Annotated in this window: 20 protein-coding genes, 1 tRNA gene and 2 pseudogenes; 13 read left to right on the top strand and 10 right to left on the bottom strand. The window is 64.1% G+C overall.

What is annotated here, in order from left to right; translation table 11 throughout:
* Positions 1–46 precede the first annotated feature (46 nt).
* From ispG to BCAL_RS10770, 3 genes are read right to left on the bottom strand one after another with little or no spacing between them, the layout of a single operon-like run.
* A complete protein-coding gene (gene ispG / locus BCAL_RS10760) occupies positions 47–1,282 on the bottom strand; it encodes a flavodoxin-dependent (E)-4-hydroxy-3-methylbut-2-enyl-diphosphate synthase (protein ID WP_043165153.1) in 1,236 nt (411 codons plus the stop codon).
* The gene (gene dxr, locus BCAL_RS10765; protein WP_043165263.1) at positions 1,282–2,463 is read right to left on the bottom strand and encodes a 1-deoxy-D-xylulose-5-phosphate reductoisomerase; all 1,182 of its coding nucleotides are present in this window, start codon (positions 2,461–2,463) and stop codon (positions 1,282–1,284) included. The genes ispG and dxr overlap by 1 nt, the downstream gene beginning before the upstream one ends.
* Positions 2,463–4,202 (bottom strand): DivIVA domain-containing protein, encoded by a 1,740-nt coding sequence (locus tag BCAL_RS10770; RefSeq protein WP_043165151.1) that lies wholly within the window; start codon positions 4,200–4,202, stop codon positions 2,463–2,465. Before BCAL_RS10770 ends, dxr begins: the two co-directional genes overlap by 1 nt.
* A 266-nt stretch (positions 4,203–4,468) precedes the next feature.
* On the opposite strand from BCAL_RS10770, the gene BCAL_RS10775 reads away from it, so the two are divergent.
* A tRNA-Val gene (locus BCAL_RS10775) sits at positions 4,469–4,542 on the top strand.
* An 86-nt stretch (positions 4,543–4,628) separates the two neighbouring features.
* Here the strand turns inward: BCAL_RS10775 and BCAL_RS10780 are convergent.
* Positions 4,629–5,774 carry a site-specific integrase gene (locus tag BCAL_RS10780; RefSeq protein ID WP_043167810.1) on the bottom strand — a complete coding sequence of 382 codons (1,146 nt, stop codon included), beginning with the start codon at positions 5,772–5,774 and terminating at the stop codon, positions 4,629–4,631.
* Positions 5,775–5,780: 6 nt separating this feature from the next.
* Positions 5,781–6,341, bottom strand: a complete 561-nt coding sequence (locus BCAL_RS12410; protein WP_152600447.1) for a helix-turn-helix domain-containing protein — start codon at positions 6,339–6,341, stop codon at positions 5,781–5,783.
* Between the two features lie 172 nt (positions 6,342–6,513).
* On the opposite strand from BCAL_RS12410, the gene BCAL_RS10790 reads away from it, so the two are divergent.
* The 10 genes from BCAL_RS10790 (at position 6,514) to BCAL_RS10840 (ending at position 12,431) form a co-directional block, all read left to right on the top strand.
* Positions 6,514–6,726: a helix-turn-helix transcriptional regulator gene (locus tag BCAL_RS10790; RefSeq protein ID WP_043167807.1), complete on the top strand. Its 213-nt coding sequence runs from the start codon at positions 6,514–6,516 to the stop codon at positions 6,724–6,726.
* A 198-nt stretch (positions 6,727–6,924) separates the two neighbouring features.
* Positions 6,925–7,146: a hypothetical protein gene (locus BCAL_RS10795; protein WP_043167805.1), complete on the top strand. Its 222-nt coding sequence runs from the start codon at positions 6,925–6,927 to the stop codon at positions 7,144–7,146.
* A 193-nt stretch (positions 7,147–7,339) separates the two neighbouring features.
* On the top strand, positions 7,340–8,584 hold the full coding sequence (locus BCAL_RS10800) for a hypothetical protein (RefSeq protein ID WP_152600446.1): 1,245 nt from the start codon (positions 7,340–7,342) through the stop codon (positions 8,582–8,584).
* A 471-nt stretch (positions 8,585–9,055) separates the two neighbouring features.
* Positions 9,056–9,418 (top strand): hypothetical protein, encoded by a 363-nt coding sequence (locus BCAL_RS10810; protein ID WP_043167798.1) that lies wholly within the window; start codon positions 9,056–9,058, stop codon positions 9,416–9,418.
* Complete coding sequence (locus BCAL_RS10815; RefSeq protein WP_043167796.1) at positions 9,415–9,726, top strand: hypothetical protein; 312 nt, start codon at positions 9,415–9,417, stop codon at positions 9,724–9,726. Before BCAL_RS10810 ends, BCAL_RS10815 begins: the two co-directional genes overlap by 4 nt.
* Positions 9,723–10,091 (top strand): hypothetical protein, encoded by a 369-nt coding sequence (locus BCAL_RS10820; RefSeq protein ID WP_043167795.1) that lies wholly within the window; start codon positions 9,723–9,725, stop codon positions 10,089–10,091. The genes BCAL_RS10815 and BCAL_RS10820 overlap by 4 nt, the downstream gene beginning before the upstream one ends.
* A 115-nt stretch (positions 10,092–10,206) precedes the next feature.
* Entirely contained in the window at positions 10,207–10,395 is a 189-nt protein-coding gene (locus BCAL_RS10825) for a hypothetical protein (protein ID WP_043167794.1), read from the top strand.
* A complete protein-coding gene (locus BCAL_RS10830; RefSeq protein WP_043167793.1) occupies positions 10,388–10,747 on the top strand; it encodes a hypothetical protein in 360 nt (119 codons plus the stop codon). The genes BCAL_RS10825 and BCAL_RS10830 overlap by 8 nt, the downstream gene beginning before the upstream one ends.
* Positions 10,744–11,388: a hypothetical protein gene (locus tag BCAL_RS10835; RefSeq protein WP_043167791.1), complete on the top strand. Its 645-nt coding sequence runs from the start codon at positions 10,744–10,746 to the stop codon at positions 11,386–11,388. Before BCAL_RS10830 ends, BCAL_RS10835 begins: the two co-directional genes overlap by 4 nt.
* A 176-nt stretch (positions 11,389–11,564) precedes the next feature.
* Complete coding sequence (locus BCAL_RS10840; RefSeq protein WP_043167789.1) at positions 11,565–12,431, top strand: phage major capsid protein; 867 nt, start codon at positions 11,565–11,567, stop codon at positions 12,429–12,431.
* Between the two features lie 727 nt (positions 12,432–13,158).
* Here the strand turns inward: BCAL_RS10840 and BCAL_RS10845 are convergent.
* Both BCAL_RS10845 and BCAL_RS10850 read right to left on the bottom strand, forming a co-directional pair.
* The gene (locus BCAL_RS10845; protein ID WP_162178552.1) at positions 13,159–13,584 is read right to left on the bottom strand and encodes a DUF3052 domain-containing protein; all 426 of its coding nucleotides are present in this window, start codon (positions 13,582–13,584) and stop codon (positions 13,159–13,161) included.
* A 63-nt stretch (positions 13,585–13,647) separates the two neighbouring features.
* Positions 13,648–14,583, bottom strand: a complete 936-nt coding sequence (locus tag BCAL_RS10850) for a YlbL family protein (RefSeq protein WP_043165262.1) — start codon at positions 14,581–14,583, stop codon at positions 13,648–13,650.
* 106 nt (positions 14,584–14,689) lie between these two features.
* Here BCAL_RS10850 and BCAL_RS14110 point away from each other — a divergent pair.
* Both BCAL_RS14110 and BCAL_RS14115 read left to right on the top strand, forming a co-directional pair.
* Positions 14,690–15,463: pseudogene (locus BCAL_RS14110) on the top strand (zinc-dependent metalloprotease); the annotation flags it as partial.
* A 237-nt stretch (positions 15,464–15,700) separates the two neighbouring features.
* A pseudogene (locus BCAL_RS14115) lies at positions 15,701–16,453 on the top strand (zinc-dependent metalloprotease); the annotation flags it as partial.
* Here the strand turns inward: BCAL_RS14115 and BCAL_RS10860 are convergent.
* From BCAL_RS10860 to BCAL_RS10870, 3 genes are all read right to left on the bottom strand, one after another.
* Positions 16,454–18,514: an ABC transporter ATP-binding protein gene (locus BCAL_RS10860; RefSeq protein WP_052119068.1), complete on the bottom strand. Its 2,061-nt coding sequence runs from the start codon at positions 18,512–18,514 to the stop codon at positions 16,454–16,456. It lies immediately after the preceding pseudogene.
* The gene (locus BCAL_RS10865) at positions 18,511–20,307 is read right to left on the bottom strand and encodes an ABC transporter ATP-binding protein (RefSeq protein WP_081887444.1); all 1,797 of its coding nucleotides are present in this window, start codon (positions 20,305–20,307) and stop codon (positions 18,511–18,513) included. Before BCAL_RS10865 ends, BCAL_RS10860 begins: the two co-directional genes overlap by 4 nt.
* A 140-nt stretch (positions 20,308–20,447) precedes the next feature.
* Positions 20,448–21,011, bottom strand: coding sequence for a MarR family winged helix-turn-helix transcriptional regulator (locus tag BCAL_RS10870; RefSeq protein WP_081887438.1), 564 nt, complete (start codon positions 21,009–21,011; stop codon positions 20,448–20,450).
* Between the last annotated feature and the right edge of the window lie 467 nt (positions 21,012–21,478).

Here is a 21,478-nt window from a genome sequence, read left to right on the forward strand (position 1 = left end):
GCCGACGCCAGAAGGACCACGGGGCGGGATCGGTCAAGGCGCGTCCTCAGCCGTTACGGCGGTTGGGGTGCTGGATGGGCACGACGACCAGGCCGGTGGAGCCGTCCGGCACCTTGCCTTCGGCCTCCATCTGCGCGGCCATGTCGTTGGCGATCTCGAGCAGCGTGTCGACGATCTGATCCTCGGGCACGGTCTTGATGACCTTGCCCTTGATGAAGATCTGGCCCTTGCCGTTGCCGGAGGCGACGCCGAGATCGGCCTCGCGCGCCTCGCCGGGGCCGTTGACGATGCAGCCCATGACGGCCACGCGGATCGGCGCGGTCACGTTTTTGAGGCCCTCGGTCACGGCGGAGGCGAGCTGGATGACGTCCACCTGCGCGCGTCCGCAGCTCGGGCAGGAGATGATGTCGAACTTGCGGGGCCTCAGGCCCATATATTCGAGCAGCTTGCAGCCGACCTTGACCTCCTCGACCGGAGGCGCGGACAGGGAGACGCGGATCGTGTCGCCGATACCCTCGGCCAGCAGCGCGCCGAACGCGAGGCACGACTTGATCGTGCCCTGCCATTGCGGTCCGGCCTCGGTGACGCCCAGATGCAGCGGCCAATCGCCCTTCGAGGCGAGCAGACGGTAGGTCTGGACCATGGTGATCACGTCATGGTGCTTGACGGAGATCTTGAAGTCGTGGAAGCCGACGTCCTCGAACATGTGGGCCTCCTTCAGCGCGGAGGCGACGAGCGCCTCGGGCGTGGGGCCGCCGTACTTGGCGTACAGCTCCTTGTCGAGGGATCCGGCGTTGACGCCGATGCGCAGGGAGATGCCCGCGTCGGTCGCCGCCTTGCAGATGTCGGGGCCTACAGACTCGAACTTGCGGATGTTGCCCGGGTTGACGCGCACGGCCGCGCATCCGGCGTCGATCGCCTGGAAGACGTACTTCGACTGGAAGTGGATGTCCGCGATGACCGGGATCGGCGACTTCCTGCAGATCTCGGGCAGCGCGTCGGCGTCGTCCTGGCTGGGCACGGCCACGCGCACGATGTCGCAGCCGGCGGCGGTCAGCTCGGCGATCTGCTGGAGCGTGGCCGGCACGTCCGCGGTGAGCGTGTTCGTCATCGACTGGACGGAGATCGGCGCCCCTCCGCCGACCGGCACCGGGCCGACCATGATGCGGCGCGACTTGCGACGCGGGTGCAGCGGCGACTCGCTCGTGAGCGCGACCGGGTCGCCGGTCTTGCGGAACGGCTTGGAAACGGGATCGGTATTCAACGTGTTCAACGTATTCATCACTGCTTGTCTATCAGGTCGTCTGCCAGGCGGCGGGCCTCGCGCTCGAGCTGTTCCATTTCCTCCACGTCACGGAACAGCGGGTCGCCTCGCAGTTCGGCGTCCATCTGGTCGAGCACGGCCTTGACCGTGTCGACGATGCCGAGATACGGGAGACGATGATCGAGGAAGGCATGCACGGCCTGCTCGTTGGCGGCGTTGAGGACCGCGGTGTGCTTCTCCGACGCCGTCAGGCAGTGGCGCGCGAGCGAGACGGCGGGGAACGCCTCGTCGTCGAGCGGCTCGAACGTCCACGAGGCCGCCTTGGTCCAATCGCATGCGGCGGCCACGTTCGTCATGCGATCCGGCGCGGACAGGCCCAGCGCGATGGGCAGGCGCATGTCCGGCGGCGACGCCTGCGCGATGGTGGCACCGTCGACGAACTCGACCATCGAATGCACGATGGACTGCGGATGGACCGTCACGTCGATGCGATCCGGCGGCACGTTGAACAGGCGCGACGCCTCGATGACCTCGAGGCCCTTGTTCATCAGGGTGGACGAGTTGATGGTGACGACCGGACCCATGTTCCACGTGGGGTGGTGCAGCGCCTGCTCGGGGGTGATGTCGGTCATCTGCTCGCGCTTCATGCCGCGGAACGGGCCGCCGGAGGCGGTGACGATGAGGCGGGCGACCTCGGCGTGCGTGCCGGAGCGCAGCGACTGCCAGATCGCGGAGTGCTCGGAGTCGACCGGATTGATCTGATCCTCGCGCACGCGAGCGCCGAACAGGAGGTGTCCGCCGGCGACGACGGACTCCTTGTTGGCCAGAGCCAGCTGCGATCCGGCCTTCAGTGCGGCGATCGACGGTTCGAGGCCGATCGAGCCGGTGATGCCGTTGAGGACGACCGAGGCGCCGAAGCCGGCCATCGCGACGACGGCGTCGTGGCCGGCCTGCACCTGCGTGTAGGGGGCGCCGGCACGGTCGAGGGCCTCACGCAGCTCCTTGACCTTGGACGTGTCGTTGATGACGACCTGCGGCACACGGAAGCGAGCCGCCTGGCGGGCGAGCAGATCGATGTGCGAACCGCCGGCCGCAAGGCCGACGATGGTGAATCGTTCGGGATGACGGGAGATGACGTCAAGAGCCTGGGTACCGATCGAACCGGTGGACCCGAGTACGACGACGGTGTTGCTGTGGATCACTGTTCCTTCTTTGTCGTGTCCTGTATCTCATCCGACATGTTTCCGTTGATGGACGGGAACGAGAGGTCGGGGATGCCGAGATCGTGGTTGTTGGCCGACAGCAGCGAGAAGGGCGGCTGCGGGGGTTGCGTGGAGCCGCGTTCCGGCTTCGCGGCGGGCGCGAAGGACGGGATCGCGGCGGACGTGGAGACCGACGGTGAGGTGGATGATGGGGTGGGTGATGCCGTGGCGGAGGACACGACGGGCGCGGACGGCGCCGAGGCCGGGGCGGACGGCGTGACCGCCGGCATCGAGGTGAAGGTGTTGGGCACGTCGAGGCTCGGCATATGCGGCTCGAACGGGGAGGTGCCGTTCACCTTCGGAAATTCCTGGGAGGCCTCGGCCATCTGCGCAAGCGCATCCAGCGAGGAGGTCGTGTACTTGTCGTCCGACTGTGCGGGAGCCGGGGATGCCGGTTTCGGCGACGCGGACGGGGCGAAGGACGGGGACGGCGGCGTCGCGAACGACGGCGGCATCTCGATCGGAGCCGTCGGCGTGGTGTACGACGACGCCGGCGCCGACGCCGACGAAGGCGTCACGGGTGCCGCAGCGACCGGGACGACGGGAGAGACGATCGGAGCAGTCGGGGCGACCGAGACGGCCGAGGCAGTCGATGCGGTCGGGGCTGCGGCGGAGGTCGCGGGCGCGGCCGAGGCGGCCGGGAAGAGCGGCGCCACCGGAGTCGATGCGACCGACGCGACCGGTTCGACTGGCGGCACGGACGGTGTCGACGCCGATGCCGCGCTTCCGGCCGATGCCGAGAACAGACTCTGCTCGGCCTGGCTCAGCGCGTTGAAGCTTGCCGCCTCGTCAGCCTTGACGGACGGCGCGTAGCCGTGCGGGGTGTCGTCGTCACCGTCGGTCGAACGGCGTCGGGCGTCGGCGGAGAACAGGGGCGCGACCTGTCCGCCGGCGATCGCGGTGGCCGACTGCGCGGCGGAGGATGCGGCGTTCGCAGCGGATGCGACGGGTTGCGCGGCGGATGCGATGGACGCCTCTGCCTCCATCGGCACCGCGCGGGGGCGCGGCTGGGAGCCGATCGAGGCGGCGGAACCGTCGGCGTCGCCGTCGGCGGTGATGTAGTCGGAGATGCGGTCGAAGGATTCGATGCGGCTCAGCAGCTCCACGCAGGAGTTGAGGAAGTAGTCGACCTGACGTTCGTCATAGCCCTTCCTGCCCTTGCGCTGGGTGAACACGGAGTCCGCCACGTAATCGGGGGTGATGACGTCGAGCTTGGGATCGTCCTCGGCACCGTCCACGCCGAGTTCGGCGGCGCATTTGTCGACGATCCGGTCGATCAGGCGATCGACCTGTTTGCGATCGTAGGAGGGGGACTTTCCCCGCCCTGGCGCGAACCGCTCGCCCTCCCCTCGGTCGGCATGGCCGGCGATCTCGCGGTACAGCTCCTCGGTGCGCGCCTTCCACGCCACGCGACCCTGCTTGGAGATCTCCCATGTGGTCTGCTTGTCGACCACCGCGCGCTCCAGCCTGGCGAGCGCCGCATCGACCTGCGCGATGACGTATCCGCCCCTCTTCAATTCGAAGGACACGTTCTGAATGTCCTGCTGGGTCAGCTGCGCGTCGTCGCTCTCGTACAGCTTGTGCGCCTTATCCAGAAACTCGTCCACCTGATCGGGGTCGTATCCCCACTTGCGCTTGCCCGCCCTGGGGATTCCGGCTTCGGATTGCTGCGCCATGGGCTTCAAACCTCCTCAAGGAACATACGATACTGTGTGCCACATTACGTGACTGTTGAGACGCATGAGCGCATTCGGCGTCGATCAACAGGGAAATAACACGGCGTTTTCACCACCGGGCCGCCGTTTTCCCGCCGGCGAAGGCTGCCAATAGGGGCGTTTCCTCCACTACCGGCGTTTTTTCGCGTTGCTTCCCCCATCCGGCTCCATCCGCCCCCATCAGGCTTGCGGCTTGTGCCCGGGTTGCGCTATGGTTAAATGTCTACGGGCGATTAGCTCAGTTGGTTAGAGCGCCACCTTTACACGGTGGATGTCACAGGTTCGAGTCCTGTATCGCCCACATAGGATAAGGCCCGGAATCCCAACGATTCCGGGCCTTATCCGTCCCGTAGGATGGCGCTGTGACAACATCGTGACAACGAAAAGTCACGTGGCATCCCCCGCCACCCTGTCGAGCGCATCCGCCACGTCGTCAAGGTCGCTGTCGAACAGGTCGGCGTACACGTCCAAGGTCATCGCCGCCGAGGAATGACCAAGCATCCGCTGGAGCGCCTTGACGTTCGCGCCAGCATGCACCGCCAAGGACGCCGCCGTATGACGAAGGTCGTGTGGAGACGGCCATTGTTTGGCCGGCCATCCGAGCCGGCGAAGCGCGGACGGCCACCACGTCCGATTGCGCTTCAGGGAACTCGCGGATTGTGGGCGCAAGGGCGCGCCCGACCTGTCCACGAATACCCTCGCGTCGTCGCCGTCCGTCTCGCGCCGCCGTACGACTATCGGACCGACCGCCTCGAGGACCACGCGGGGCATGACTACATCCCGCCCCCTGCCGTTCTTGGGCGTGCCGTCGATTATCTCGCCATCCACTTTCGACGTGCTGGACACTATGTGGAGCCGCCGCCGCTTCAGATCGACGTCGCGGACGCGAAGCGCCGCCGCCTCGCCCCATCTCAACCCGCACAATCCCAAGGTGAGTATGAGCGCGCGTCGGTCCGCGCCGAGTTCCTCACCCCTGCCGCATTCATCCGCGAAGTCGAGTAGCTGACCCATCGTCAGGTACACGCGCCGTTCCTTGCGCTTGGGGCGCGCTGGAAGCCGGACATCATCACAGGGATTCGATGGTAGACGCTTTTCCTTGACCGCGTATCCAAGCACGCCATTCATGACGCCGAACGCGCGCGACGTGGTGGAAGCGCTTCGCCTCGCGGCTATCCCGCTGACCCACGCCTGTAGCTCGCCGCACGTGATCGATGCAATCTTGCGCCGCGCCCACACGTCGCGGCAATGGGTGGCCCACGCGACGGCAACGCCGTGACGATAGGTCGGTTTCCACAGCGGCCTCATTACGTCGAACCACCGTTCGTAGAGTTCTCCCACTGTCAGGTTTCCCGCCGAAGGGTCTATGAACGTGTTCGTGGCCGAGGCGATCACGACGTGTTCCGCCGCCCACGTTTCGGCGTCGCGTTTCCGTCTGAACCCGCGTTTCGTGGTCTGTGAGCCGTCAGGCTTGCGGTAGGTGACGCGCCACCGCGTCTCGCCTGTCCTCAGCGTGTATTTCTCATAGCTCGCCACGGAAGACTACCCCCTCGAGCCGCGTATGAGTTGGGCGTCTGATCGGCGGGCCGACTCAACTAGAGCTGCCTTCTCGGCTTGAGTTGCCGCCTCTGCGTCGTCAGGCAGCCACATCGTCACCCCTGCCGTCATGTTTCTCGCCTGTATCTCGGGGCGCGCGTGAAGCCGGAACAACGCTATCGCCCGATCATTGCCGGAATGGTCGGATAGTGCGGGGTCCTGTGGAAGCTCAAGCGGTTCATCGCCCCTAGCCCATAGCCATGCGACGTTCGACCCCATCTCATCCGGGTATCCGGTTATCCGCGTGGTGATGTCCCTCGAGCCGCTTTCAGGCAACAGAAGAGTGAGCGGACTGACCTCGAACACGATGGCGAGGGCCATTAGGTCGTCTACATCCACCTTGCGTTTCCCGTTCTCGGCATCGCGGATAGCAACCGGCGTAAGCGGTCGGCCGACTTCCGCCAACTTCTCGGCTAAGTCCTTGTATTGCATACTGCCGCGCAACCTCTTTATGTTCGCGGCTACTTGCTTACCAGTTTCGTCTATTGGGTTCGTGGCTCTTGGCATGGCTTAAGTCTATTGACATTTATCAGCAATGAGCAACATTACGACACGCTGACACCAAATTGTTGACAATCACTGACGATTGCAGTAGTTCTATAGTCATCGTCAAAAATCAACAATGATTGACATTGTTTCACGTGAAACCGTGGAACACAGGGATAGGAGATGCACAGGGATGACTCAGACAGCTACCCCCGCCATCGCGATCACCAGCGATGACGTGTGGATGACCCCGCGCGAAGCCGCCGAGTACGCGCACACCACCACCGGCACGCTCTCGACGCTTCGCTGGACCAAAAACGGACCCAAATTCTACAAGCCGACCTCGCGCCGAGTCCTGTACAGGAAGTCCGACCTTGACGACTGGATTATGGGCGGTACGAAATGAGACACGTTGACGCCCTATGGCTGACAGTGCTGTTGTCGGTGCCGTTCATCGTGGGTTTCGCCACGTACGCCCTACACATGTCCCTGTTGATCGGCTTCGTCGCACTCGCCGTCTGCCTGACCGCAAACCACATGGAAACAAGAAGTACCCCCGCACAGCGGAAGAGCTTTGAGCGGGGGTTGGAGAAAGGAAGGCGAAATGGCGAGACCGATTCATCCGCAATCGCCCTATCCGATTCTACTGCCTTTGGCGTACACGGACGAGGAAATGAAGGCGATTCGGGACTGGATTGCATGGAACCGGCACATGGTCAGGGCCACGCGCCCGCCCCGACTAGACGATTCGTGGTATGTGGGCGACGGCACACCCCGCGATCAATCCGGCAAACCCTTTGAACCGTTGAACTGGAAGAAGGACTGAAATGGCAACCGCGTTGAAACAACGCCCCGCCGTCCACAGGACGGCCGAACAGATCGAAGAGGTAATGGAACCCCGACAGACGCCCACAGGACTCTACACGATGCGCCAGTGGCTCACATGGGTATGGCAGTACGCGAAGCACTACAACCTCAACCCGTTCGCGCTCGTAATATCCGTGATCGTACGTGAGGCCATGCGCATCCCCCTGAACCTGCTCATACCCTCGCTGGGTATCGGCAACGGCAATCAGGCCGGAATCAACGTGTACGCCGCGCTGGTTGGCGGAAGCGGCTCGGGTAAGGACACCACCGACCGGACCGCCGCCGCCATCGTGCCCGACATCCTAGGAGCTGGCGTACACGTGCCGGTATCCGGCGAAGGACTCGCCGCCATGTTCGCCGCACGCATCCCCGAACTGGACGAGAACGGCAAGAAAACCGGACTGTCGCACCAGACCTGTATCAACCCGCGCGCCCTGCTGTCCGTAAGCGAGGTCAGCCAATTGTCAGGCGCGGCCAAGATCAGCTCGAGCACGCTCATAGCGACCATGCTCACACAGTTCATGGGCTACCGTTTCGGCGCGTTCAACAAATCGGTTGACAACCGGCTCGAGATACCCGACTTCGCCTATCGACTCTGCCTCACCGTGAACGCCCAGCCGGACAGCGCGGACGTGTTCGTGGAGAACGAAGGCAAGGGATTTCCCCAACGGTTTCTATGGGCGGACGTGCTGGACCCCGATTGTGACACCGACTATGATCATCGCACCCCGTTGCCGAAAGGCGAGTTCACATGGCACGTCAACTATGAGCATGTCACATTGAACGCGCTAGCCGACCTGTATGAGGCTGGCGACTGGACCACCTACATGGCGACCCACACGCCCGGACCCGACACCATCGAGCTGACCACGCTCAAATACCCCAAGATCGCCTACAGGGACGCCTTCGAGGATTCCGTCAGACGCAACCGTGGCACAAGGGCCAAGCGCGACTCGCACGTCATGCTGCTCACCGCCCACGTCGCCGCTGTGGTCGCGTCCATGCGCGCATCCGACCTCAAAGTCACCGCCGACGACTGGAGCATCGCGAAGGCAATCGTAGAGGAATCCAACCGGATACGCGAACGATACCTAGCGTCCGCCCGCGACTCGATCACCGACCGCGAAGCCGAGGACATGGCATTGAAGGACGAAGCCCGCGAACGCAACGACATCAGGATTGCCGAGAAGGCGAGGGTGCGAATCGTGAAGGTGCTGACCGAACGCGACCCCCACCGTGTGGGCATGCCTGAGCGAGAACTACGTGGTTTATTGAACAGCACGCAACGACGTCAGTTTCTCCCCGCACTCGATTCACTCAAAGCGGAAGGCGTTATTGAGTGGACGGAAGGGCCTGAAGGCGGAAAACTCTATTCACTTTCCATGAAAGACGAGTGAAAAACGTGTCCACACCGTCCACACGTTCTCTCGCTTGGTTTTCCACTGTCCACGCCCACTGTCCACAACTGTCCTCAAGTGTCCACATCAATCCATGACGTGTGGACACTTGCGGACACGTGTGGACAGTGCATGTGGACGGCGGAAACCCAATGATTGCAACGTGTGGACACTTGAGGACACTTTTTAGCGACGCTCACTGAAATCAGAGGTGACAGCAACCATGAAACCGGCGATAGTGCATTACACAAGAACCCTCAGCGACCACACGACGGCCGTCACCCTATGCGGCATGAAACTACGTACCGACCACAGGGCGGTACGCGAAGCCAAACAGTCCGGCCCTTGGGTGTCGTGCCCATTGTGCGAAGCCGCCCTCATGCTCGCTGACATCACCCTCGAGGAACCCGATGAGCCGGACCGGCCGGACGGCTGGACCCAACCCACATTCACAGGAATGGAGAACAGACCATGAACCCGACCACACGCGCCGCAATGGACGCCTACAGGCTGGACACCAGCGAAGTCAAGGCCATGTTCGTGGGCGACGTGACCCAGCCGCGACGCGACGCGCGCAAGCTCGCCGGTTCCATGTTGCGCGCCGCCGCTCACGCGATCACGGCCGGAACGGAAACGTTCACGTTCCGCGTGCCCGCCGACCCGCTCGCCGCGTCGGTACAGGCCGCGTCGCTCGTCCGGCTGGCACAGGACATCGACCCCGTGATCATGCGCACGTCCCCGCAATGGGAACGCGACGAGGGGACTCGCCGCAGGCGAGGCGAAGGAAGACCAATCACAGAAGCTGACCCGACAACGGAAAGGAAGCCATTATGACGGAACACAACACACAGAGCAAGAACAAGACCGCCAAGGCCCTTATCGCCGATATGCTCTCGAAGCTGGACGAGCAGGAAGACCGCCTCGAGGAGAGACGTCGCCGCATCGCGGCATTGAACGAGGCGCGTACCGTCCTGTACGAGCATGCGCAGCAGATCGACCTCGAACTCGACAACGATCCAACGGCATCCGAGGAAACGCGTGAGAACCGCATGCTGTTCGCGGATGATATCCGCATCATCGCGGAACGGTTGGTCGCGGATTACGCCATGCGGTTCGACGAGAAGACGGGATTGAGCCAATGAGCAGGATTGACGGGATATTCACGGAAACACCGACCGGGAGCACCCCCCCCCTGAGGCTCGCGCATGCGCCCGGCTGGAGGTTCGATGCGATGCCCGACCCGAATGATGATGGTCTCATCGTGTTCTCCAGCGATAACGACGACTTCAACCTTGGTTTCGATATCGACGTGTTCGCGGACGGCACGGTGTCCAACTCGCTCAGTCCCGGCAGCGTCGTGGAGACGCGCGACCTCACCCCGGACGGGCTGGAACGGCTCGCCGACCGGACCGACCGACTCCGGGCATGGCTCGACGACCTCGCCGTCGTCGTCGCTTGGACCCGGGAACACCAAGACGACCTCGTAAGGAGGATACGTACATGCTGACCCGCGTGCCCGTCCGGTACCGGCGAAGGATGCAACGAATCGAACAACGCATGGACCACAGGCCACGCCCCGAAAAGGACGTGACGGCAGGCGAACAGGATGAAAGGAAACGGCAATGGCCCGGAGACGACACGGCAGCGGCATCAGGTCCGCGAGCCTCGAGGAACGGTATCTGGCCGAACTCGGCGATGGACGGCAGGAACGCGACGACATGCTACACGCCCTATGCCGCATCGCCGACCAGATGAAACGACTCGCCGACCGGCGGGACAACCAACGACAGGAGGGAACACCCCATGAATGACAACCACAAGCCGAACGACGAGTTTGACGACATCGACCTAACCGGCATGCTGACCGGACCGGAAAGAGACGCCATGAACGACGAGGACGCGAAGGCCCTCGCCCTCATCGCCGCGCGCATGGGCGGCAACGCGCTCATGCTCATGCACAACGCCCTCGCCGACCACAACAGGCAGGTGGTGTTCGTCATGCCCACAGGCATGTCCGAGCACGCACGAAGCTGCATCGCCACCGCGCTGGACATAGCCGCCGGCGCGTTCGCCGAGATCGAGGACCGCAACACCGACGACACCCACACGTTCGACACGGCCGTGCGCCGCTTCGGACTCATGCAGGAGGAGAACACCCGATGACCGACACGACACCGACCACACGCACCCCGGCCGACATCGCCGCCCGGAACGCCGCCAACGCCTTGGCTACATCCATCAGACGCGACCCGGCCAAGGCCGCACGCGAGATGGGACGACTACGCAGGGAGGCCGAACAGTGGCGCGGCAGGGCCAAGGCATTGCAGACCCGCCCCGAATCCGTCACCACGGAGGAATGGGACGCCATGACCGCCGAGCAGAAAGCCGAGGCATGTCAGATCGACCGCGAGACGGACCGTATCAGACGACGCACCGCCGACATCGAGGCCAAGGCCAAGGCATCCATGGAAGGCCCGCGCGGGGAGATACGCCGCCTACGCATCGAGTCCGCCGCCCGACGGACGGGAATCGACCCCGCCATCGCCGTCGGCATCCTCGACAAGGCCATCCCGGAGGACACCGACGAGACGACCATCGACCGCGCCGTGACCGAACTCGCTGCAAGGTACCCGTACCTCGTCGAACGACGGACACGACCGGAGACCGCCCAACGCGAGACGCCCCCGTCGCCCAACAGCCTCGAACGGCTGCTGCCCCAATACGGTCAGTCGCCCGCCGACTACCGCAACAGGACCGCCATGAACCGCCTCACCCGCGCGTTCTCCCCGTACGGCGAAATCTGACCCCGACGCATAGCGTATAATGATAACCAGAAGCAATACCGCAACGGGTTGCTTCCATACACTTCATTCCGAACGGCCCGGAGCCGCCTAGGAGAGCACCACGCAAGCTCTACACAGGCACGCCCCGGGCCGTTCCGCATACACGCCCCGGGAACAAGTGCCGGAAAGACACCCCAATGGCAGACATCACCAGAATCACCAGCGGCGACGAATCCCTGTACCCCTCGCTCAGCTTCATCGCACAGGACCTAATCCCCGACGCGCTCATCTACACGCTCACCACCACGGCCGGCAAGATCGAGGGCGACGCCCCGTTCGTCCGCGTCCCGATCGTCACCACCGACCCTAACCCCACATTCGTACGCGAGGGACAACAGATCACCCGAGACGCCCCCGAACTCGCAGAGGTCAGGTTTACCACCGCCAAGCTCGGCAACATCTTCCGACAGTCCAACGAATCCGCCGCAAGCGCGAACGCAAACGGACTGCTTGCCCAAAGCGTGCGCCGCGCCATCACCACCGCCGCCGACACCGCCCTACTCAGCAACAACCCCGCCGAACAAGACGGCAACTGGCAACCCACCGGACTGTTCAACGACCCCGACATCCCCGTCTCGACCGACACGTTCGGCACCGTCGGCAAACCCTCGGAAGCGTTCAACGCCGTCAGCAACGCAATCACCACGATCAGCACCAACAGCGGCAACGCAACACACATCGTCATGCACCCAAACGTGTGGAAGACATTCACCGACGCGACCGACGCCAACGGCCGAAGCATCCTCGGCGACCCCGCCACCGCCACCGAACGCACCCTATGGGGAATCCCCGTCATCGTCACCCCATGCGCGCCGGACAACAAAATCCTCGTACTCGACAACACCGCCATCGTCTCCGCGACAAGCGACATCCAACTCGCCAAATCCGGAGAAGCCGCATTCGACTACGACTCAATCGTCTGGCGAACCACGTTCCGAATCGGATGGAAACCCGCAAACCCCAAACGCTGCATCATCATCACCAAGACAACCAGCACCAAGTAAACCCCGACACGACGGGTTGCGACCGACCACACACCGGTCGCGACCCGTCCACAGGGACACGAAAAACCCGCAACACACCCCCGGGGGGATACCCCCAGACACACCCCGAAAGACCGCCGGTGAGGGGGCTCGCAAGTTTTTGCTAATCAAACATCCGACAGAACGAAACGCAAGGCAGTGAGCACCAACCGAAATTAGGGTTTTGCCGGCGACAGGCCTACGGCGGAATGTCGGCGCGGTACGAGAGTGACGTGCCGACTGAGGAGAAACCGGCTGGATAGTCCAGCCGGTTTTCCTTTTGCCGTGACAACATCGTGACAACATTCACCGTTGAACTACAGTGATAAACGTTTGCCCAGGACGAACTACAGTGAACTGGAGATTGTAGGCGGCAGTAGGCGTTTCGGCCATTTTCCACCGATACCCGCCCATAGGCGTCAATGTTTCGAGTCCTGTATCGCCCACATAGTAAAAGGCCCGGAATCCCAACGATTCCGGGCCTTATCCGTCCCGTAGGATGGCGCTGTGACAACATCGTGACAACGATATGGACGCACTACGTCCCCAGCCGCCCTGTCCGGCGCGTCCGCCATGTCGTCACGGTCGGTGTCGAACAGGTCGGCGTACCAAGGTCATCGCCGGCGAACGGACATGCATGTCATGGTCGCGTCAAAACTCATCCTGCGGGATTCGGTGGGACCGGTACCGCAGGGGAACAGAAAGACGCTCAGCGGCCCTTGCCGAAGGCGCGCAGGCGGATGCCGTTCCAGTCGGGGCTGACGGTCAGCGGAGTCGCTGCGTTCATGCCGGCGGTCTTCGCGGCGGACTGGACGGTCGAGGAGCTGGCGGCACCCGGGCGGCCGGGCTTGGGGGTCAGGACCCACAGCGGACCGTCGTTGCCGACGACCGCGTACGCGTCGACGATCGTGTCGGACAGCTCGTCCTCGTCATCGCCGTCGCGCCACCACAGAATCACGCCGTCCACGGCGGAATCGTAGTCCTCGTCGACGAGATCCTCACCGGTCAGATTCTCGATCTTCTCCCTGATCGAGTCATCCACGTCATCATCCCACAGCCATTCCTGCACGATGTCGCCGGGCTTGAAGCCAAATTCCTCTGCGTTCTGTGATGCGGTTTCATTCACGAGAGTCAAGAATAGCAATACACGACGAACAGCGGCGTTAACACGCGATTAAATCGCTGAAATATGGGACGGCTACCGCTTGATCTGTTTGTCGACCGTGTCGACCGTGCAGTGAGGCAGGGAGTCGCCCTTGCCCTGGCCGATCGCGACGAGCGCGTCGTACGCCTCGTCGAGCGTCGAGACCTTCACGTCGCGAAGGCCGGATGGCACGTGGCCGACGACCTCGCCGCAGTTGGACTCGGGGGCAAGGAACCATGTGGCGCCGTCGCGCTTGGCGCCGAGCATCTTGAGCCTGATACCGCCGATCGACCCGACCTTGCCCTTGGCGTCGATCGTGCCGGTGCCGGCGATCGTCTTGCCGCCGGTCTCGTCGGCGGGCGTGAGCTTATCGATCAGGCCCAGCGTGTACATCATGCCGGCGGACGGACCACCGATGTCGTCGACGTGCATCGAGACCTTGAGCTTGGACAGATCGGCGCCCGTCAGACCGGCCGATTCGGCGACGTCCGCATTCGCTGCAAGGAAGCGTTCGGCGGCCTTGATCGCGTTCGACTGCGAGCTGGACATCTCCCTGTCGGTCTCCTTCTTGTACTCCTGCGTGGTCTGGCCGACCGGCACGACGGCCTCGCGCGGCATGACGACGCGATCGGAGGCGATCCAGCCCCACAACACCTCGGCGTTGGTCACCGGATAGCCGGGCACGCCGTTGGCGGAGACGGTGACGAGCAACAGCCTGCCGGAGTCCTTGTGCGTGTCGGCGCCGGAGACCTGAATCACCTGGTCGTCGACGGACTTGCCGTCGCCGCCGACCGTGCCGAGCACGTCGCGCGTCGGCCCGGGCCATTCGACCGAGTAGGCGCTCGGCAGGCACATCACCAGCACGCACAGGGCGACGGCGAGGAAACCCGCAAGGAATCGGGGCGAACGGGTGGTCAGGTACCTGCCGATTGCGCCCGGGATCTTCGGCACGCGGCGCAGGATATCGACGATCGAATTCAGGAACGGCATACCGCGCATGATACCAGCGCTTGCTTTACGCGGAAAAACATGCGGCCGGACGCCTGTGCCCCCTAGAATGGCAGGAAAAGACCGCGAACGACCAAGAGGTTCCGATATGGACGAGAACGCAATTCACGAGTGGCTGATCAAATGCTTCGGCCCGGTCCAGGGCGAGATGGCGTGGCAGCAGATCTCCCAGCTGCCCGATTCGATCCGCGAGCAACTCATGAGCCAGGATCCGAGCACGCTGCCGAATCCGGCCGAGGTGCAGCAGATGATGGCCGCGTTCACGGCCGGCGGCCTCAACACGATGGGCGACATGGCCCACGTGGTCGAGGAGGGGCCGATCAACGTGAAGCTCGCCAAGTCGCTGGCATTGCAGCAGGCGAACGCGAACGGCTCGCGCACGTCGGTCTCCGCCGTGGAGGGCGGTGAGGTGCGTCGCGCGATGAGCGAGGCGAACCTGTGGCTCGACACCGCGTGCGAGTTCGATCCGGCGCCGGGAGAGGCGCAGGCGCTCACCCGCGCCGGTTGGGTGGAGGGCACGCTCGACGCGTGGGCGAAGTTCGCCTCCCCCGTGGCCGCGTCGATGGGCGATGCCCTGGCCGCGGTGATCTCGGAGCGTCTGGGCGATTCGTTCAACGGCGAGGTCGCAGGCATGTTCGCCGGCCCGATCCCGATTCCGATCCCGGACGGCATGAAGGACCCGAAGCAGCTGGTCAAGCTGCTGGGCAACACCTCGTTCGCGATGCAGCTGGGCAACGCGGCCGGCACGCTGAGCCGCGAGGTGCACGGCGGCTTCGACCAGGGCATCGCGCTGCTGTCCAATCCGGCGGGCGCACTGGTCGTGGAGAACGTCGAGGAGTACACGAAGCAGCTCAACGGCGAGGCCGGGGACGACTCCGGCGACGTCGGTGCCGGCGATACCACCAGCAATGGCACCGGCAATCCGATCGGGTTCACGTCGGCCGCCGCCCCGCAGGCCGAACCCAAGTCGGACGGCGGTGCCGACAACGACGCCGACAACGACGGCACCGATGCCGAGGGCACCGGTACGCCGCATCACCCGGCGTCAGACCCGCAGACCGAGGCGCTGTTCGCCGAGATCGTGCGCCCGAACGACACGATTCCGGCCGACGAGGTCATGTCGTTCCTCGCTCTGCGCGAGGCCGCGCACGCACGCCTCTACTCCGCCGTGCCGTGGCTGATGCCGCGATTCGAGGCGTTGATCGGCAAGTACGCGCGCGGCATCTCCATCGATCTGGATGCGATGGAGGAGCAGCTGCGCGACGCCGGCGCGCTCGACCCGGATTCGATCTCCGACGCGGTGAACCTCACGAAGGTCGGCATTCCGGACACGCCCGAGCAGAAGGAGGCGCTGCGCTCGCTCGAAACCATGCTCGCGATGGTCGAGGGATGGGTCGACTGCGTGGTGTGGCGCGCCGGCATGGCGCACCTGCCGCATATCGAGCAGCTGCGTGAGATGATGCGCCGCGAGCGCGCGACCGGAGGCCCGGCCGAGCGCACCTTCGAAAGCCTGCTCGGTCTGGAGCTGCGTCCGAAGCGCATGCGCGAGGCCGCGTCCCTGTGGGAGATGATCACCTCCGCCGAGGGCGTCGAGGGACGCGACTCGAAGTGGTCGCATCCGGATCTGCTGCCGACGCTGGCCGACGATACGACGGCGGCCGGCACCGCGGGCACGGCCGGCACCGGCCCGGATGCCGACACCGCCGACTCCTCCAAGGGGGAATCCTCCACCCAGTCGGGTGCGCAGGACTCCCCCACGACCGGCGGGTCCTCCGGGGCCGGCTCCACCGGCACCGACTGGGACGCCGAACTCTCCAAGCTCCTCGGCGAGGAGGGCGGCGAGGACGACTGATTACTCCAGCTCCACCGCGCCGGTGTAGAGCTGGTAATACTCGCCCTTCAGGGCGATGAGCTCGTCGTGGTTGCCGCGCTCGATGATGCGGCCATGGTCGAGGACCATGATCACGTCGGCGTTGCGCACGGTGGACAGGCGGTGGGCGATGACGAACACCGTGCGCCCCTTCATCAGCGCGTCCATGCCGGCCTGCACGACCTCCTCGGTGCGCGTGTCGATCGACGAGGTGGCCTCGTCGAGGATCAGTGCCGGGGAGTCGGCCACGGCGGCGCGGGCGATCGAGATCAGCTGGCGCTGACCTTGCGACAGGCCCGAACCATCGCCCTCGAGCACGGTGGAATACCCCTGCGGCAGCATGCGGATGAAGCCGTCGGCGTTCACCAGTTTCGCCGCGGCGATGCACTCCTCGTCGGTGGCGTCAAGTCGACCGTAGCGGATGTTGTCCATCACGGTGCCGGTGAACAGGTTCACGTCCTGCAGCACGATGCCGAGCGAACGGCGCAGATCGGGCTTGGCGATGTTCTTCACGTCGATGCCGTCGTAGAGGATCTGGCCCTCCTGGATGTCGTAGAACCGGTTGATGAGGTTCGTGACGGTGGTCTTGCCGGCACCGGTCGCGCCCACGAGCGCCATCTTCTGGCCCGGCTTGGCGAACCAGGTGATGTCGTGCAGGACCGGCTTGTCGGGGTTGTAGCCGAACGTGACGTCGGTGAAGCGCACATCGCCCTGCAGCAGGGTGAGACGCCCGTCGGGCGAGGTGATGGCGTGTTCCCTGGCCTTGAGCGCGACCTCACGGGCCTTGCCGTGCAGCTTCTCGGCGGCCTTGATCGAACGCGTGCCGTCGTCGCCGGCCTCGCGCTTCCACGCCCAGTGGCCGGTCTCGTGGTCGACCTCGCGCATCGTCACGCCGTCCTCGCCGAGCTCGACGTTGACGAGCGTCACGGTGCCGCCGTCGATCTCGACCGGCTCGTCCATCAGCGCGAAGATGCGGGATGCGCCGGCCAGGGCCATCATCACCATGTTGAGCTGCATGGAGACCTGTCCGAGCGGGTTGATGTACGAGCGGGACAAGGTCAGCAGGGAGACCAGCGTGCCGATGGTCAGCGGGCCGGAGCCGGACAGGCCGAAGTTGCCCACGCCCGCCAGCGCCATCGCGCCGCCGATGATGGCGAGCAGGATGTAGAGCACGTAGCCCATGTTGCCGACGACCGGCATCGTGACGTTGCCCCACGTGTTCGCCTCGGCGGATGCGGCGAACAGCTCGTCGTTCTTCTCGTCGAAGGTCCTCTGCGTGGCGTCCTCGTGGTTGAAGACCTTGATGACCTTCTGTCCGTTGACGGACTCCTCGACGAACGCGTTGACGTCGCCGATCCAGCGCTGCTGCTGGACGAAGAAGCGTCCGGCGCGGCCGACGATCGCCCTGATGATGAAGAACAGCATCACGGTGAACGCGAGCACGAACAGGGTCAGCGGCACGGACAGCCACAGCATCGAGATGACCGCGGCGAGCGCGGAGATCAGCGAGGCGAACATCTGCGGGAACGACTGGCTGATCGCCTGACGCAGGGTGTCGGTGTCGTTGGTGTAGTGGCTCATGATGTCGCCGTGCTCGTTGGTGTCGAAGTAGCGGATCGGCAGCTTCTGCTGGTGGGCGAACATGTCGTCGCGGATCTTCTTCAGGGTGCCCTGCTCGACGGCGACGATGAGGTACTGCCAAGCCCACGACGCGACGATGCCGGCCACGTACAGGCAGCCCATCAGGGTGATGGCGCGGATCAGCGGGTTCCAGTCGGGGTTCGTTTCGCCGACCATCGGGATGATGTACGTGTCGATGAGCGACTGGAGGAACAGCGCCGATCCGGCCTGCGCCACCGCGCCGATGAGGATGCATGCGACGATGGTGACGACATGCCAGCGGTAGGAGAGGATGTAGCCGAAGAGGCGCTTGGTGGTGCCCGGCGCCGGCTTGCCCATGGCCGGCTTGCGGCCGTTGAAGGTCTGCTTGTCCCGCGCGTCGCGCGCGTCGCGGGTGTCGCGCTTGGTGTCGTTGCCGCTCATCGGGTCTCCTCCTTTGCTTCCTGGTCCTTTGCTTCCTGTTCTGCCTGTTCGAGCCGGTCGAGTTCGGCCTGTCCGGCGGCGGTGTTGCGGGTCTGCGACTCGTAGATGGATCGGTATTCGTCGCAGGTCTTGAGCAGCTCGTCGTGCGTGCCGCGCGCCATGATGCGTCCGTTGTCCATGACGAGGATCATGTCGGATTCCTGCACGGAGGCGACGCGCTGGGCGATGATGATCTTCGTCGTGTCCGGGATCTCGTGGTGGAAGGCCTCGCGGATGAGCTTGTCGGTCTTCGTGTCGACGGCCGAAGTGGAGTCGTCGAGGATGAGGATCTTCGGCTTCTTCAGGAGCGCGCGGGCGATGCACAGACGCTGGCGCTGGCCGCCGGAGACGTTGGTGCCGCCCTGTTCGATGTACGTGTCGTAGCCCTTGGGGAACTCGTTCACGAATCCGTCGGCCTGCGCGAGCTGGCAGGCATGGCGGATCTCCTCGTCCGTGGCCTTGGGGTTGCCCCACTTGAGGTTCTCGGTGATCGTGCCGGAGAAGAGGATGTTCTTCTGCAGCACCATCGCCACCTGATCGCGCAGGGTCTCCAGATCGTAGTCGCGCACGTCGCGGCCGCCGACCTTGAGGCAGCCGCCGGTCACGTCGTAGAGGCGCGGGATGAGCTGGACGAGGCTCGACTTGGCGGAGCCGGTGCCGCCGACGATGCCGACGGTCGCGCCGGACGGGATCGTCAGGTTGATGTCGTCGAGCACCGGATTCTCGGAGTTGTCCGAGTAGCGGAACATGACGTGGTCGAATTCGATGGAGCCGTCGGCGACCTCCATGACCGGCTCGGCCGGGTCGACGACGGTGCTCTCCTCCTGCAGCACCTGGCAGATGCGTTCGGCGGAGGCCTGGGAGATGATGATCATGACGAAGATCATCGAGAGCATCATCATGGCCATGAGGATCTGCATCGCGTAGGTGACGAGGGCCGTCAGGTCGCCGGTGGTCAGTCCCATGGCGGCGTTGTTGCCGGAGGCGACGATCTGCTGGGCGCCCATCCACGAGATCATGATCATCGAGGCGTAGATGCAGAACATCATGATCGGGCTGTTGAAGCTCATGATGCGTTCGGCGAGCTTGAAGTCCTTGAAGATGCGCTGCGAGATGCGGTCGAACTTGGAGACCTCGAAGTCCTCGCGGTTGTAGGACTTGACCACGCGGATGCCCTGCAGGTTCTCGTCGACGACGTTGTTCAGGGCGTCGTACGTGTGGAACACGCGCTCGAAGACCGGATGGACGAGCACGGCGAGTCCGCACAGGCCGATCGCCAGGATCGGGATGCAGGCGAGGAACACCATCGAGATCGACGGGGAGATGCGGAACGAGAAAATCCAGGCGACGATCACCATGATCGGGGCCCGCACGCCCATGCGGATCATCATGCCGTACGCCATCTGCAGGTTCGTCACGTCGGTCGTCAGACGGGTGATGATCGAGCCGGTGGAGAAGCGGTCGATGTTGGTGAAGCTGAACGCCTGCACCTTCTCGAACTGATCGTGGCGCAGGTTCCTGGCGAAGCCGGCGGCCGCGATCGCCGCGAACTTTCCAGCGAGGAAGCCGGTGATGAGCGAGACCGCCGAGCAGCACAGGAGGATCAGGCCGAACTTGACGATGGCGTTCATGTTGCCGCCGGTGACGCCCTGATCGATCAGCGAGGCCATGACCGTGGGGATCACGATCTCCAGCACGCTCTCGACGACGACGAACAGCGGCGTCAGCAGGCTTTCCTTCTTGTATTCGCGCATCGATCCGGCCAGCGTGCGGATGATGTGCTTCGGTCTGGCGGGCGCCACGGCCTTGCGGGACCTTTCGATCGCGGCCTCGGTCGCGGCCGCCTCGGCGTCCGTGCCCCCCGCGGCCGCGGTCTTCGTTGAAGTGTTGTCGCTCACTCGTGCTCCTCCTTCGTTTCGTTCGTATCCATGTCGTTTTCTTCGGCCCTGTCGGCTCCGTCGCTGGCGAATCCACCGGTGCCAGCAGTCCCGTCATCGGCGGATTCGCGTTCCTCGAACTCGCACCGCGCGGCGTCGATGTTCGCCCGCATGCGCTCGACGTAGCCGGCGAGCGCCGCACGCTCCTCGTCCGAGAACCCCTCGACCAGTCTTTGCTCGATCCGCTCGCCGTTCTCGACGAGGATGCTGACGATGGCATCGGCCTTGTCGGTCAGGACGATCTTCTTGAGCCGGGCGTCATGCTCCACCGGCACTCGTTCGATCAGACCCTTCTTCTCCATCAGCGCGAGCACGCGCGAGGCGGTGGACCGCGTGATGCAGAACTTCTGTTCGATCGTGTGCTGGTAGATGTCGCGATCGCGGTTGCGGGCGAGGAACATGATGATGCGGGCGTTGCCGCCGGTGGCGATGCGCGCCGTTTCGGGCATCGTCTCGCTCAGCAGGCGGTTGAGCGATTTGACCAGGGCCCTCAGGTCGAAGCTGAGGATGTGTTTGTCCATATCTCCTCACTTCACTGCCGTTGATCCGCGACGAACCGTCTTGACGTACTGCCCTGCACTGCAGGACCCTGCAGGGCGGTGTCGCACTTGCGTCGACGGTCCATCACAGATGAATTGTTGCATATGCAACCTTTACCGACGGCCATGGTAATACGTTCCGTATACAACAGTTGCATATGCAACAATCGGCGTGTCGCGCGACCGAGGACCGCCGACGACACGGCATCGGGGCACGACATCGGCCTTCACGCGGGGAGACCTTCGCCAGTCACAATCACCTGTCTCCGTTTCAGCGGCGGACGTGGAAAACCCTGCTTCGCCACCTTCACGCCCGTTGCCATAACCCGATCATTGCGGCCGTATTGGCGTGATGTGGCAAAATCCGCTGCCACAAGTGTTCGAAAACGGGATTCCGGGCGAGTCGTGACAGCATGCTCCAGAAGCACTTGAGGACCGATTCAAATAAA

It is taken from the genome of Bifidobacterium callitrichos DSM 23973 (genome assembly GCF_000741175.1).
Classification (GTDB): Bacteria; Actinomycetota; Actinomycetes; order Actinomycetales; family Bifidobacteriaceae; genus Bifidobacterium; species Bifidobacterium callitrichos.